15 protein-coding genes and 1 pseudogene are annotated in these 14,778 nt (G+C 59.9%); 9 read left to right on the plus strand and 7 right to left on the minus strand.

All coding sequences use genetic code 11. From position 1 onward, the window contains the following. Positions 1 to 708: ABC transporter ATP-binding protein (locus E5W87_RS02815; protein ID WP_292393760.1), on the plus strand; the 708-nt coding region annotated here is incomplete at its 5' end. A 648-nt stretch (positions 709 to 1,356) separates the two neighbouring features. On the opposite strand, the gene E5W87_RS02820 is transcribed toward E5W87_RS02815, so the two are convergent. Next, positions 1,357 to 1,914: an SgcJ/EcaC family oxidoreductase gene (locus E5W87_RS02820; protein WP_292393763.1), complete on the minus strand. Its 558-nt coding sequence runs from the start codon at positions 1,912 to 1,914 to the stop codon at positions 1,357 to 1,359. 403 nt (positions 1,915 to 2,317) lie between these two features. On the opposite strand from E5W87_RS02820, the gene E5W87_RS02825 reads away from it, so the two are divergent. After that, positions 2,318 to 2,935: a DUF3011 domain-containing protein gene (locus tag E5W87_RS02825; RefSeq protein WP_292393764.1), complete on the plus strand. Its 618-nt coding sequence runs from the start codon at positions 2,318 to 2,320 to the stop codon at positions 2,933 to 2,935. A 42-nt stretch (positions 2,936 to 2,977) separates the two neighbouring features. Here E5W87_RS02825 and E5W87_RS02830 read toward each other — a convergent pair whose 3' ends face one another. From E5W87_RS02830 to E5W87_RS02855, 6 genes and pseudogenes are all read right to left on the minus strand, one after another. Next, complete coding sequence (locus tag E5W87_RS02830; protein WP_292393766.1) at positions 2,978 to 3,922, minus strand: lipid kinase; 945 nt, start codon at positions 3,920 to 3,922, stop codon at positions 2,978 to 2,980. A gap of 251 nt (positions 3,923 to 4,173) precedes the next feature. Then, positions 4,174 to 4,734: pseudogene (locus tag E5W87_RS02835) on the minus strand (branched-chain amino acid ABC transporter permease); the annotation flags it as partial. A gap of 34 nt (positions 4,735 to 4,768) precedes the next feature. Next, a complete protein-coding gene (locus E5W87_RS02840; protein ID WP_292393768.1) occupies positions 4,769 to 4,942 on the minus strand; it encodes a hypothetical protein in 174 nt (57 codons plus the stop codon). Positions 4,943 to 4,974: 32 nt separating this feature from the next. After that, entirely contained in the window at positions 4,975 to 6,102 is a 1,128-nt protein-coding gene (locus E5W87_RS02845; protein WP_292393770.1) for a WD40 repeat domain-containing protein, read from the minus strand. 14 nt (positions 6,103 to 6,116) lie between these two features. Further along, entirely contained in the window at positions 6,117 to 6,401 is a 285-nt protein-coding gene (locus E5W87_RS02850) for a hypothetical protein (RefSeq protein ID WP_292393772.1), read from the minus strand. 60 nt (positions 6,402 to 6,461) lie between these two features. Further along, on the minus strand, positions 6,462 to 6,914 hold the full coding sequence (locus tag E5W87_RS02855) for a hypothetical protein (protein ID WP_292393774.1): 453 nt from the start codon (positions 6,912 to 6,914) through the stop codon (positions 6,462 to 6,464). Between the two features lie 569 nt (positions 6,915 to 7,483). On the opposite strand from E5W87_RS02855, the gene E5W87_RS02860 reads away from it, so the two are divergent. From E5W87_RS02860 to groEL, 7 genes are all read left to right on the plus strand, one after another. After that, positions 7,484 to 9,151, plus strand: a complete 1,668-nt coding sequence (locus tag E5W87_RS02860; RefSeq protein ID WP_095486586.1) for an aromatic/alkene/methane monooxygenase hydroxylase/oxygenase subunit alpha — start codon at positions 7,484 to 7,486, stop codon at positions 9,149 to 9,151. Positions 9,152 to 9,203: 52 nt separating this feature from the next. Next, positions 9,204 to 10,265 carry an NADH:ubiquinone reductase (Na(+)-transporting) subunit F gene (locus E5W87_RS02865; protein WP_292393777.1) on the plus strand — a complete coding sequence of 354 codons (1,062 nt, stop codon included), beginning with the start codon at positions 9,204 to 9,206 and terminating at the stop codon, positions 10,263 to 10,265. A 50-nt stretch (positions 10,266 to 10,315) separates the two neighbouring features. Beyond that, positions 10,316 to 11,374 carry an aromatic/alkene monooxygenase hydroxylase subunit beta gene (locus E5W87_RS02870; protein ID WP_292393779.1) on the plus strand — a complete coding sequence of 353 codons (1,059 nt, stop codon included), beginning with the start codon at positions 10,316 to 10,318 and terminating at the stop codon, positions 11,372 to 11,374. A 16-nt stretch (positions 11,375 to 11,390) separates the two neighbouring features. Then, positions 11,391 to 11,762 carry an MmoB/DmpM family protein gene (locus E5W87_RS02875; RefSeq protein WP_006206781.1) on the plus strand — a complete coding sequence of 124 codons (372 nt, stop codon included), beginning with the start codon at positions 11,391 to 11,393 and terminating at the stop codon, positions 11,760 to 11,762. 73 nt (positions 11,763 to 11,835) lie between these two features. Beyond that, entirely contained in the window at positions 11,836 to 12,858 is a 1,023-nt protein-coding gene (locus E5W87_RS02880; RefSeq protein WP_292393781.1) for an amidohydrolase family protein, read from the plus strand. Between the two features lie 5 nt (positions 12,859 to 12,863). Further along, a complete protein-coding gene (locus E5W87_RS02885) occupies positions 12,864 to 13,661 on the plus strand; it encodes an iron-sulfur cluster assembly protein (protein ID WP_292393785.1) in 798 nt (265 codons plus the stop codon). Positions 13,662 to 13,738: 77 nt separating this feature from the next. Then, on the plus strand, positions 13,739 to 14,778 hold a 1,040-nt coding region (groEL, locus tag E5W87_RS02890), incomplete at its 3' end, for a chaperonin GroEL (protein ID WP_292393787.1).

Genomic DNA, 14,778 nt, shown 5'->3' on the forward strand with positions numbered 1-14,778 from the left:
TTTCGCGGTGGCGAGATGGTTGCCGTCATCGGGCCCAACGCAGCGGGCAAGTCGACGCTTTTCAAGCGCATGGCAGGACTTTTGAAGGGCCCGGGCCGCGTCTGTCTCGAGGGAGCGGCGAAGGGACCGGACGGCATCTGCTACATGCCCCAGGATACGGCAGCCAACGCAGTGCTGACCGTTTATGAATCGATCCTGCTGGCCCGCAAGCAGGGCTCGGCCTGGTCGGTCGGCGACGGCGACCTCGCGCTCATAGACGGTATCCTGGCCGCGCTCAGCATCTCGGATATTGCCTTTCGCAATGTCGGAGAACTGAGCGGCGGGCAAAGGCAGGTGGTAAGCATCGCCCAGACCCTCGCCCGCGAACCTGAAATCCTGCTGATGGATGAGCCCACGTCCGCGCTCGACTTGCACCGGCAGGTCGAGGTGCTGAGCGTCATGCGCGGGCTTGCGCGTAAGCACGGGATTGCAGTGCTGATCGCAATTCACGACCTCAACCAAGCCTTGCGCTTCGCTGACAAATGCATCGTCATAGCCGACGGCCGGATGTTCGCCTGCGGTACGCCGGAAGAGGTCGTTACGCCGGCGCTCTTGCGTGACGTTTATCGCGTCGACGCGCGGGTCGAGCGATGCTCGCGTGGCATCGGTCATGTCATGGTGGATGGCGTTGCGGATGAAACGGCAGCGGCTGCGTCGATAGCAGCTTAGGCACCTGTGGTCGAAAGCCAAAAACCTAAAAAATAGATCGAACATTCTGGTATAAACGTTTGAATTAAAAATATTTGCTATCGCCCAAGCGGCTACTTGCCACGAATGGAGGCGCTCACGGCCGCCTGTGTTTTTCGACGAGCCGCTTTCGTACCAGATACCTTGCATAGACACCGGTCGTGAAAACGCGCGAAAAGGTCAGCCCGCTAGATTCAAAGATGGCCGGGGCGCCAGAAGATGGCACAACGAATGTGCAACGCAATGCTTGGCTTCGCGGCGCTTGCCTTATCCGCGTGCCAATCGGCTCCTGACACGCCGCAACCCACTCTCGACCCTGCATTGGAACCTGGTACCATTCATGCCCAGACTGCCTCGGGCCCGCGTTCGGCTTGCCGGCCAGACCTACACGGGCGCGTTCCTCAAGCAATGATCAAATTGCAGGCTGTTGTTATCGGGGCGGGGGGCCTGCAGGCCGTGATCCCAGATGCGAGCCTTAATTCGATCGGTACATCCAAAGCACGTATTCGGTGCCAAAAGATCCTCAGCGCAGACGCTTCGGTCGGGCTTGCGCCCTTCCGGAGGGCGAGGCATTTGTGCTTTCCGATCACGTCGGCGGGAGCTTCTGTCCTATAGGTCCGGTCGGCATGATTAGCTTTTCGAACCGGCCGGGGCGATCGCGCCAGGAACAATATCCGTGTTCTGAGCCACCTTGATGCGCCATCCCGACTGTCCTTCTTGGGCAATCAGAAGCAATATGCCCTTCCTGTCTCCGGCCGGGGACCCGTCCGGAGCAGATGCTCCCGTTAGGGTCCAAATGTAGTGAACGGAAGCAAGTCCCGGGGCCAAGTCCACAACCGACGAGACATCGCCTTCTAATCGGCTATTCCGAAACATGGTCTCATGGGTAGCTCGGTGCGCCGCTTCGATTTCCGATCGGTTCTTCCACCACACACCTGCGACATTGACGAAATTAGCATCAGAAACGAACAGAGATGCGAACTCATCCATATCATGCCGGTTCCAAGCGTTCGCGAAAGCAGTAGCGACATGCTCGGGCTTGCTAGTCGTCACGATCATGACCTCACGTCTCCTGCATCCTTTCCGATAAGCATATTGGAGATCCGTCCCAATCGCGATGACGGCATGTTCAAATTTCAAAGACAGTATCCCAACCGATCCGAAAGCCTCCTGTTCCGGGTCGCCCATTTGCTCCTCCGCGTCGGATCAGTCCAACGCCGGCCATCAGATCTTGTTTTTACAGGTCTTCGGAATCAAGGTCTGTTCAGTCTTTCTAATATAAGCCCTTCGAAAGACACTTCATTCCATGACGATTTTAGCGTTGAGATAACAACGATTTTAATCATGAAGCTGCATACGGCTTGCATCATCCGAGCTATCTTCCACTAAGCTGTTGACACCGGCCCCATGCGGTCAAGATCATCGTGAAATACGCTTGAGGACAATGCAGGAGGTGCTCGATATCTTCAGATATGTGGTTTTAGCGGCCGTCGCGTTCGCGGCGCCCCTGTTCGTTTCGGAGGCCCGGGCGCAGTAGACTGTCGAGTGCCACTCTAGGCACTACCAGTACGACGAGTGTTTCGCCGGTCCTTTGAAGCAGCCGCAGTTGATTCATCAGATCTCGAGTAACGCCTGCATCCTCAATCGTACCTGGGGTTATAATCCGAAGAGCAAGTACATCTGGGTCGCCCAGGGATGCCAAGGGGTTTTCGCCGATGTTGCCGGCTATCACCACGGTCGCGGGGACACATTCGATCCCAATGCGCGAATGTATGATCATCGGGGACATGACGTAGGCGCTGTGGTTGGCGGAGCCATATTAGGCGCGCTGGTCGAAGGGATGGCCGAAGACGCGAACCGGAAGCATCATCACACGACCAGCAATTATCGACCAGACGGCGGCTACAATGGTTGCCATGGCGTCGGCTGCATGGTCGACGACCCGGATAGGGCTGTCGACAACACTCCCCAGTTCGACAAGGAGGGTGAACCCAATTTGACGAGCACGGCAGCTATCAGGGTTGTCATGGCGCCGGCTGCCTCGTCGACGATCCTGGAGACGATGAATAATTTTCTGATGATCGCCTGCGCCAGACGCTCTCAGACAAGGTTTACTTTACTCGGTCGCGCTCATCCGCCGTGCCGAAAGGTGTTGCCCGGTCAGCCCGCGTCTTTTTCCAGAGGGCGCCGACTCCTGATCGAGAGATGACTGCACGCTGTTGGGTTTATTCGACGCGCCCTTGGCGCCAGTCTAGCCGCTATTTGCGCTGACCGTATCACCAAGCACCTTCGTGCGGCGCTGCATGCGCGCGTCAGCAGGCGCGAAGACTGAAATCGCCTTCGGGTGGACCTTGAAATGCGCCGGCGTCGCGGTGACGATCTCACCATCAGTGTTCACCGGCATCGGCCTTTTCGTCTCGATGTCGAACTCGACGCATCTGGCTGTGCGAACCTCGCTCCAGGCGCCGTGGGTGCCTGAGCGGAACGAGCGCAGCATAAGCGCCATTTTCCAGAGATTCGTCATTTCCAGGCTGTACAGGTCGAGATGGCCGTCATCGATCTCCGCCGTCTCCTCAACGACGTTGCCGCCGCCATAGTGCCGGCCGTTGCCCACCGCTATCTGGTAGGTCTCGACTTCGGTCGTTACGCCCTTTTCGGTAATCCTTGCTTCGAAGTGGCCAGCCTTGGTCAACACTTTCACGGCCGCCAAGGCATAGCCAAACCTGCCGAAACGCTTCTTCAGCGCCGGGTCGAGACCCTGGGCAAGGTCGGTGCTGACGCCGATGCTCGCAACGTTGAAGAAAGCGTGACCATTGACGGTCCCGACATCGATCAGACGCCTTCCGCCCTGTACAATCACGTCGGCAGCCTTCAGCAGATCCAACGGTATTTCGAGGGTGCGCGCCAGATCGTTCGCCGTCCCCGTCGGAATGATGCCCATCGGTAGCCCGCTTTCCATGGCCGCGACCGCCGCCGAGGACACCGAACCATCGCCGCCGCACACGATCACAAGGTCGGCCCTATGGCGAAGGCGCACGATATCGCGTGCTATCTCGGGCAGCGCCTCGAACGTCTCGACGGTGACGCGAAGCCCACCGGCCTGCAGCCGCTCGACGACCGGTGCGATAGATTCCTGCCCGCGTCGCGCCTTTGAATTGACGAGCAGAAGCGCGCGTCTGGTCGTGATGTCGTTCATGCGGCGTAGATAGGGTGCATGCCTGCGGATTTCGACGTCAACAGGCGCGCCTGGGAAGACCCAGAGTTGAACTTTCGTAACAGCCCGAATTGCTGGTTGTCACAGCCGATGAGGAATCTGCACAGTCGAGCACGCAGTGTGCTCGCATCCACTGCGGCCAACTTGGCCGAACCTGACGCTCAAACATCCTTCGTAGGTCGACTTCTCAATCGCGACCGTCGATCAATCGAAATTTAGGTTTCATGACCTGTTCAGAGCGGTTTCCCGATCCATTTTGCCAGGATGCCAACGACGCCCTCCCGGAACAACAGCACTGCGACAACGAAGATGATGCCCTGGGCGATCGTGACCCAGTCGCCAAATGTCGCGAGGTAATTCTGCATCGTGACGATAACTGCCGCGCCGACGATAGGTCCGAACACCGTGCCCATGCCACCCAAGAGCGTCATCAGCACGACCTCGCCGGACATGGTCCAGTAGACGTCGGTAAGTGACGCCAACTGGAACACGATCGCCTTGGTGGCGACAGCGACGCCGGCGAGCGTGGCCGACAGCACGAATACGGCGAGCTTGTAGCGGTTGACCCGATAACCCAGCGAGATCGCGCAGGGCTCGTTCTCGCGGATCGCCTTCAACACCTGTCCAAACGGCGAATGGATGATCCGATAGATCAGCAATATGCCGGCGAAGAAGATGGCGAGCACGAAGAAATAGAGCAATTCGTTTGAGCGCAGGTCGATCAGCCCGAACAGATAGCCGCGCGGCACAGCTTGGATGCCGTCCTCGCCGCCGGTAAACGCCGCCTTCGAAGCTATGGCTTACGAGCGAAACTGGTTGGTCAGGAGCCTAGTTGGTCTTCAACGGGCCGACACGGTTTTCGGCAATCCAGCGGGCGGCAAGCACCAATGCTCCCATACTGAAATCCTTGCCATGCTTGGCCACCATTTCTTCCGACAGTTTGGCGAGCCGGTCGAAAAATTCGTCCTTGCTCTCGTCCTCGGCGGTGGGTTCGGTTTTCATTTGGTGCTCCTGTTGCATGCGGCCTGCCTTTGCTATTTGAACATCGACGCGGGAAAGGTGACGATCGCGGCGGTGCCGTCGACGGTGCCCACCGCCAGGTGCTGTCCGTCACTGGACCAGGCAAGCGCGGTCACCGCGCTGCCCAGGGGTCTGACGAGGAGTTCGTCCCGCGCGCCGATCTGGGCGATGGTGATCCGACCGTTGGCATAGCCGGCCGCAATCAGTTTCTTCTGCGGGTGCGCAGCCACCGTCTCGACCGGAACCAGCCCGGCGCGACCAGTCTCCAGCGCGCCGGAGATTTCGTCGCCAAGTGGCGGCGCGGTCATCGACCAGCCGGCGATCCGGAAGGCGCCCGATGCAAACAGCGCATTCTCCGGCAGGCTCCAGCACACCGTCCGGACCGGGGATGGAAATCCCGCGACAATGCCAGTGCGGCCATCGGCTATGCACACCAGGGCAAAGCCTCCGGCTTCGAGCCCACAGGCCAGCCAAGTGCCGTCGCCACTCCAGCGGATCGATATCGGACGCGCTGAAAAGGCGATATCGCGTATCAGGGTGGTGTCGCCATCGACCATCCAGATCGACAATCCGTCGTCCAGGCCATGGGCGAGGCGCCTTCCGCCTGGCGAAAAGGCAAGCGCATCCGTGGACGGTGTCGTACCGTGTCGCAGTCGCACCGCATCGCCTTGACCGCGTGCCAGGAAAACATCCTGCCCGTTGCTGACGGCTGTGATGGCCATGCGGGGGCTGTGGTCGACGGCGACGACCGGCCCGTCGATCTTGACCAGCGTCTCCATCACATTGCCGTCCGCGGCCAGATGCACCGCTTCGCCAGCCGCCGTTCCAACGAGGAAGCCGGAGGAAAGGTAGTTGGCGAGCGGAACGTCGCCATCCCCAAACGCAGCGGTGGCGATCAATGGTGCCGGTGGCTTCTCCCTTGGGCGGATCGTCGTCTGGCCGAGATCGCCGCTCACCCTGATCCGGGACTCAGGCGGTTCCTGGTCCGCGACCGCAGCTATGGCGACCGTTCCATCGACGCAGGTGAAGGCGACAGTCGAGCCATCGGCGCTAAAGCGCAGATCGGCGATCGCCGACGGGCGACGCCAGCTTCGCGCCAGCAGGTCGAACAAGGTCAGGTTCTGTATCGCGTGCTGGTTCATGACCATTCCCTTCGTCAGCTTCCATCCGTCGCCGCGAGGCTGCGGTCGACGTCCTCGACCTCACCCTCCGCGGCGGCGATGCGTTGCTCGCACCTCGCGCCTTCCTGCATGACCGCCGCGGCTCTCTCCTCCGCCTCATGCAATTCCTGCACCAGTTGCGCGCTGGCGCCGCTCCTGCCGATTTCGAGTTCCAGGCGCAGCACATCCATCTCGATACCGGCGCGTTTCTGATCGAGCCGCAACGCCTCGGCAGTCAGCGCGGAGACGTTGGCGACAAGATCGAGCCGGCGGGCGAGCAACGCGTCACGCCTGGTAGTTTGGCCATCGGATCCTCCCGTCATTTTTCGCCCAGCCATCGGTCAGGCTGGCTTTTCGAAAGCCGACAGCAATTTGGGCAATGTTCCGGCCTGCGAATGGAACTGTCTTTCAGCCGTTTCGATGTGGCTCTTGAGCTGATCCCAGATGTCGACGCGGATCATCGAAGTCGTATCGCCGGTGAGGCGCTCGATCTCGTCGACGCGGAACTGGCGTGACAGCGAAACGCCGGAAAACACGAAGTCCCGCAACAGGATCGCGTGGTTCTCGATGAACAGATGGATCATCGGATGCGTTTGCGTGGTGACGCCGCCGGCGGCAAGCTCGGCCCGGATGAAGTCCTGGAAGTGGCTCTGGAGGCGATATTGGCTCTCGCCCATGAAGCGCATCACAAAAACCAGATCGCGAGGCATCAGCCTGACAAGTTCGCCGGTGACGCCATCGGCTTGGCTGGACATTGGCTCGGGCGGTCTTCGGCTGTCTTTATCGTTCGGCACGGTCTCTCTCCAGCGCGAGGCCCGTCCATGGGCCGTCGCCTTCAAATAGTAGAGAAAGACGAAGAATTGAATAGATGATATTTTTTTCGAACTTGCTGCATCTGCTAACTAGACGTATTGCAATTGCGAATAGATATTAGATATTACAGGCGTACGTTACAACTGTAAAAGAACGTTACATTTGGCCGTCCGCCCGTACGCCGAAAGAGCAGCGATTTTGTTTTGAGCCCTTGCCATGGGTGCTATTTTCAAATTGGCACGGCGCTTGCTTTGTACATTTCCACAAGAAGCCCATCGCGCTTTGACGCGGTGCCAAAAGAACGAAGGAACGGAGGAAGCAGGGACAAGTCACGTCCGCTTCGATACGCCCATCGCACATGCGGTTGGCGCCGCGGGCCCTGCCAGCCGCCTAACACCTTTGCCGCGATCCACTTGAACGGCCGGACCATGAGTCGCGCCTGATGCGCAACCCTTTGTCGTGCCGCTCGCATCCTCACTGGCGGTGCTGTGCGCCGCTTCATGCCGGGGTCAAGGGACCTGCGGCTCAAACCTGGTGGAGGCTTATGACCATGACGTCTCTGACGCTCAACAAGATTACCTCGCAACGCGGAATCTCCGTGGGCGAGGCAACCAAGAAGATTGCCGATCTCGGCTGGAACCCTTCCTACGTCCAGGAAGCGATGACGTTTCCGACGGACTACAAGATCAACAAGACGCCGCGCGACCCGATGAAACAGGTTCTGCGATCCTACTTTCCGATGCAGGAAGAAAAGGACAATCGTGTCTACGGTGCGCTCGACGCGGCGTTGCGCGGCGACATGTTCCGCAATGTGGAACCGCGCTGGGTCGAGTGGATGAAACTCTTCCTTGCGATCATTCCGTTCCCGGAAATTTCTGCTGCCCGCTCGATGGCGATGGTCGCCCGTATCGCGCCGGGCGAGGAGCTCAGAACCGGCTTCACCATGCAGATGATCGACGAGTTCCGCCACTCGACGATCCAGATGAACCTGAAGAAATGGTACATGGAAAACTACATCGATCCGGCCGGCTTCGACATCACCGAGGAAGCCTTCGGAAAATGCTACGCCACGACCATCGGCCGGCAGTTCGCGGAAGGCTTCATCACCGGCGACACCATGACCGCCGCCTGCATGTACCTGACCGTGGTCGCCGAGACCGCCTTCACCAACACGCTGTTTGTCGCCATGCCTTCGGAAGCCGCCCGTAACGGCGACTATGCGCTGCCGACCGTTTTTTTGTCGGTCCAGTCGGATGAGAGCCGGCATATCGGCAATGGGCATTCGCTGCTGATGGCGGCGCTCAAGGAGCCGGAAAACCATCTGCTGCTCGAGCGCGACCTGCGCTACGCCTTCTGGCAAAACCACGCGATCGTCGATGCAGCCATCGGCACCTTCATCGAATACGGCACCACCAACCGCGACAAGAACAAGGAGTCCTACGCGGAAATGTGGCACCGCTGGATCTATGAGGACTACTACCGCACCTACATGCTGCCGCTCGAGAAATACGGCATCAAGGTCCATCACGACGACGTCCAGGCGGCCTGGGAACGCATCACCAAGAAGAACTACGTCCACAAGGTCGGACAGTTCTTCGCGGTCGGCTGGCCGGTCAATTTCTGGCGTATCGAAGCCCAGACCGACAAGGACTTCGAGTGGTTCGAGCATAAGTATCCGGGCTGGTATGCCGAGTTCGGCGATTTCTGGAAATGGTACGCCAAGCTTAGCCACAAGGGCGAGAAGGTGCTGCTCTTCAACAGCGACGTGGGCTACGTCTATCCACACCGCTGCTGGTCCTGCCTTGTTCCCTGCTTGATCCGCGAAGACATGGTGGTCGGCGAGATCGACGGCCAGTTGCACACCTTCGCCCACGAGCTCGACAAGTGGACCGCGACCGTGGCCTTCGCCGACGAGTATGAGGGCCGTCCGACACCCGCGATGGGCCGCTTCAGCGGCAAGCGCGAATGGGAGACGCTCTATGACGGCTGGGATTTGGCCGATGCCATCAAGGACCTGAACTTCGTCCGCTCCGATGGCAAGACGCTCGTACCGCAGCCGCATATGCGCTTCGACGACAAGGAGATGTGGACGTTGGACGACGTGCGCGGCAACACGCTGGGATCGCCGTTGAACGCGCTCCGCGGCATGACGCCGGAAGGACGCGCGCAGCACCTGGCAGACTACGCCAAGGGCTTCACCATCAATCCCTGCAACTGATCAGGCCAAGGGGGCGGGTTCGTCCCGCCCCCTTCTTTTACTGGAGGTCCGTATGTCGGAAACCCACACGGTCAGGCTCAGCCCAGTCGGCGTCGAATTCGATGTCGAGAATGGCGAAACGGTGCTCAACGCCGCTTTCCGCCAGGGCATCGCGCTGCCGCACGGCTGCAAGGAAGGGCAATGCTCGGCCTGCAAGAGCGTGTTGCTCGATGGCGAAGTCGACATGCTCAAATACTCGACCTTCGCGCTGAACGACCTGGAGAAGGAGAGCGGCCACGTCCTTTTGTGCCGCTGCATCGCCTACTCCGATCTGGAAGTCGAGCTTCTCAACTACGACGAGGAGATTTTGGCGAAAGCGATCGCCGTGAAGACGTTCAACGGCCGGATTGCTCGGATCGAGCAGCTGACTCACGACATTCGCGGCATCGAGATCGAACTCGGCTCGCCGATAAAGTTCTGGGCGGGGCAATATGTCGACATCACGGTTACCACGCAAAAAGGGGAGACGATTACGCGCTCGTTCTCCATGGCAAATACGCCGGACCAAACCCAAAAACTCTGCTTCATCATCAAAAAATACCCTGAGGGAAAGTTCTCCGGAGAACTCGATGCCGGAGGCATCAAGGTCGGAGCCGAAGTCACCGTCGTCGGACCCTACGGAACCTGTTTCCGCCGCGACGAACGGCAAGGACCCCTGATCCTTGTCGGGGCCGGATCGGGCATGTCGCCGATCTGGTCGATCCTAAACGACCATCTGAAGAGTGGCGAGAAACGTCCGGTCTATTTCTTCTACGGTGCCCGCACCCGCAACGACCTGTTCTATCTCGACAGGATCGCCGAGCTGGTCGGCAACCATTCCGACGTCACCTTCATTCCCGTGCTGTCGCACGCGACTGATGATGCCGAATGGCAAGGCGAGCGCGGTTTCGTGCACCAGAGTGTCGACGCCATGCTCAAGCAACTGGCGGTCGACGGGCAGGGCGATGTCCATGCCTGTGGCCCGCCGCCGATGATCGATGCGCTTCAGCCGGTTCTGTTCATGAACGGGTTCGAGACGGAGCGGATCTTCTTCGACAAGTTCACCACATCGGCAGGTGCAACGCCGGCCCACTGAGAGGCGGCCACGCAACTGTAACCACAACTGCAACAAGGGAGTGAAAGACTATGCCAGCTACCTCGAGTTCAGTCGGATCCGGAGCCGCCGGCGCGGCGATCTTTGCCGACTCCGACAGCCGGAAGTACCGGTATTTCGACCCGAAGGGCCAGCGTGCCACCCACTATGAGGACATGACGGTCGACGTGCAGCCCGACCCCGAGCGCTATCTGATCCAGGACTGGATCATCTCCTTCGCCGACGGCAAGGGCGCCTATGTCAAGCAGAACAGTGCCGCGCAGAGCTCCAACTGGCATGCCTTCCGCGCCCCCGATCAGGAGTGGGAACGCACGCACTACCAGCGCCAGTCGAAGATCGAGACGATGGTGCAGAGCGTCATCAACAATGCCCGCAAATCGGGAGCGCCCAAGACCTTCGACAAGGCCTGGGTCAAGATCCTGCAGACGCAGCTCGGCGCCTGGAAACATGCCGAATTTGGGCTCGGCACCTCGCTGATGCAGGCGCAGCGTTACGGCTACACCCAGATGATCAACAACGCCACGCTGACCAATTCGTCCTACAAGCTGCGGCTTGCACAGGACATCACGCTCTACCTTGCCGAGATCGGCATGGACTTGTCCGGCTGGGACGATGAACTTGGCAAGAAGGCATGGCTCGAAGACACGAATTGGCAAGGTACCCGCGAAGCGGTCGAGACCATCATGGGCGCGACCGACTATCTTGAACAGTATTTCGCCATCAACATCGTCTTCGAGCCGCTGGTCGGGGAGGCATTCCGCTCAGGCTTCCTGATGCAGATCGCCGCCGCCAACCATGACTTCATCACGCCTGCAGTGATCTCGGCAGCCGAGGCCGACTACGAGCGCAACCTCGCCAACACGATCGACCTCATGCACTTGCTCGCCAACGACGAGAAACACGGCGCGGCGAACAAGAAGCTCTTCCAGGGCTGGGTCAAGAAACACGGCGCGCTCGCCGACAAGGCAGCCGTCGGTCTGCAGCCGATCTGGTCGATGCCGCATTCCAAGCCAGTCGCGTTCGCGGACGTTCGCGCCAAATCCGAGGAACGGATTGGCCAGATCCTCGGCGAACTCGGCCTCAAGCGCTGACACAGGGAGAAATGTCATGTCACTAGCAGCACGCGACGCAACGCATTCCAACATCTTCAAGGAGATGAAGGACATCACCTTCGAACAGACGATTTCGCATCAGTGCGGCGTCACCATGAATGATTCAGTCGAAGCCAGAGCCATCGCCGAATTCATGGGCCAGAAGCCGGGGGTGACCATCACCTACCAGCCGGCGCTGATCCGCATCGACGGTGATGGCAAGCTGATCTTCAAGATGGACGCGATCGGTGAATATCTCGGCCGCGAGATTTCAGCCGAGACCTTCGAGGTCAACACCTCCACCCACTACGGCCGCATGGTTCGCGTCGACGACAACACCGTGATCCTGTTCGGCAACATGGACGAGATGTTCGAATACATCGAATAGCCGCCAAAAAATCAGGCGCGCTGCCTGGTTGCGGCGCGCCGCCCCGATCAACGCAATCAGTGCTGAGGGAACCATGTTTATCACACCGCAAGGCAAGGAAATCTTCGTGGTCGACGGCCACACCCATTTCTGGGACGGCAGCCCCGAAAACCAGAAGAATATTCATGGCAAGCAGTTCATCGAGTGCTTCTACGCCTATCACACCGGGCTGAGCCCCAAGGAACAGCTGTGGGAGAAGAGCAAGTTCGAAAAGTACAGCGCCGACGATCTTTATCGCGACCTGTTCGTCAATGGTCCTGATGATGTGGCGATTGTGCAGTCGACCTATCTCAAGGATTTCTACAAAAACGGCTTCAACACGATCGAGCGCAATGCCGAGGTGGCCAAGCGTTATCCGGAGCGTTTCATCGTCAACGGCGCCTTCGATCCGCGCGATGGCGAGAAGGCGCTTGAATACATCCACTTCCTCAAGGAGACCTATGACGTCAAGGGCGTGAAGATGTACACGGCCGAATGGAACGGCGCCTCCAAGGGCTGGAAACTCACCGACCCCGATGCCTACAAATGCTTCGAACTCTGCGACAAGCTCGGCATCCGGAACATCCACGTCCACAAGGGTCCGACAATCATCCCACTCAGCAAGGACGCATTCGACGTGCATGACGTCGATCACGCGGCGACTGATTTCCAGAACCTTAACTGGATTGTCGAGCATTGCGGCCTGCCGCGCCTTGACGATTTCTGCTGGATCGCCACGCAGGAGACCAACGTCTATGGCGGACTGGCGGTGGCGCTGCCCTTCATTCATTCGCGCCCGCGCTATTTCGGCGAGGTCATCGCCGAACTGCTGTTCTGGATTGGGCCGGAGAAAATCCTGTTCGGTTCCGACTACGCAATCTGGACGCCGCGCTGGCTGGTCGAGAAGTTCTGGGCCTACCAGATCCCTGAGGATATCGCGGCAGAACGCGGCGTGCAGCTGACCGACGAGATCAAGGAGAAGATCCTTGGCCTCAATGCCGCGCGTCTCTACAACATCGATATCGATGCCAAGAAAAAGGCGCTCGCGGGCTCGCCTTTCAGCATCGCGGCGGAGTAGCCGCGATGGGTGCCGTCAGAATACCAAGCCGTCGCCAGGCAGAGCTCTGGCGGCGCCTGGCCGAGGTCAACGACCCGGAGCTCGACGAGCCGATTACCGAGATGGGCTTCGTCGAGCGGGCCCAGATGGCGAGCGACGGCAGCGTGGAGATCGATTTCCGTCTGCCCACCTACTGGTGCTCGCCCAACTTCGCTTTCCTCATGCTGGACGGCGTCCGCAGGGCGCTCGACCAGCTCTCCTGGTCGCCTGCCTATCGGGTGAAACTCCACGACCATATGTTCGCCGACGAGGTCAATCGCGGCATGGAGGCCGGCAAGACTTTCGGCGACATATTCGCCCAGCTTGCCGAGGATCAGGATCTCGGCGCTTTGCGTGACACCTTCAGGATGAAGGCATTCAAGCGGCGTCAGGAGGCCGTGCTGCGGGGCTTTCGGCAGCATGGTCTGACGGACCGGGAAATCCTCGGCATGGATCTGCCGGCATACGACGTCGCGCGGTTCGAGGCGGGCGAAGCGGCCAACCAGAAGCCGAGGTACAGGGCGGCTCTGCTTGAGCGCTTCGCCGATCGCCAAGCGGATGATCCTGTCTTCGTGACCTGGGAAGGGCAAAGCATACCGGTCGGCGCACTCAGTGCCCATCTCGCCGAATTGCGCGGGGTGCGCGTCAATATGGAGTTCAACGGCGCGCTTTGCCGTGGGCTAAAGCAGACCAGATACAAGGAACTGGATGTAGTCGAGGGCGAACCGACGCTGGTCGATTTCATCATGGACCGCGTGCCGGCACGAGCTGCGCCGACAGCCTGAAACAGATCTGAAAGCAACGGCCTCCCTCGCACGAGGCCCCTAACCAACAACCCGCCCGTAAGGCGGAAGGAGGAATCATGCCCAAAATAATGCTTCACAATTCCGAAGCCCGCCGTGCTCTGGCCCGTGGCGTCTTTCGGCTGGCCGCTGCCGTCGAGCCGACGCTCGGCCCCAAAGGCATGAACGCCATGATCGACCGGCCGATCGGCACGCCGATGGTGACCCGCGACGGCGTCAGCATCGCCTCCGAGATCGAGCTGCACGACCGTTTCGAAAACATGGGCGCGCAAGTGGTCCGCGAGGTCTCGATGCAGACCAACGAGGTCGCCGGCGACGGTACCACGACTGCCATCGTGCTCGCCAACGCTCTCATACAGGGCGGTGTGGAGGCGAATGAACGCGGCGTGAAATCCGTCGATCTGTGCAAGGGCATCGACCTTGCCGTGGCAGCGGTGGTGGCAGCGCTCAAGGCTTCGGCCAAGCCGGCAAAGGGCAACAGCATCCTGGCTTCGGTCGCCAACATCGCTGCGACCGACACGAGGCTTGGCGCGCTGGTGGCGGAAGCCCATCAGCGGGTAGGGGCCGAAGGGGTCATCACCACAGACTTCAGCGTAACCACCGAGACCACGCTCGATGTGGTCGAGGGCATGTCCTTCGAACGCGGCTATCTCTCGCACCACATGGTGACCGATCAGGAGAAGATGGAGGCTGTTCTCGAACGGCCCTACATCCTGATGACCGACCTCAAGATCAAGGAGCCCGCGGCGCTTGAGAATGCGCGCCGCATCGCCGACGAGGCTGGGCGGCCGTTGCTGATCGTGTCTGAGGAAATGTCTCCAGAAGTGGTGGTGACGCTGCTCGGCAAGGAGGGGCCGGGAAAATACCTCGTCGTTCATCCGCCGGAATATGGCCATTGGCGCAAGGCGATGATGGAGGATCTGGCCATCATTACCGGCGGCAAGGTCATCGCGCGCGACCTCGGCGGCCGGCTGGAGGACATCACCGCCGACGATCTCGGAACGGCCGACCGGGTGAAGACCAGTTCATCCTACACCTCGATCATTCGTGGCGGCGCGACGCGATTGTGGCAGGGTCGCCGCCAAACATCGACCAGGAC

Source organism: Mesorhizobium sp., assembly GCF_004962925.1.
Classification (GTDB): Bacteria; Pseudomonadota; Alphaproteobacteria; order Rhizobiales; family Rhizobiaceae; genus Mesorhizobium.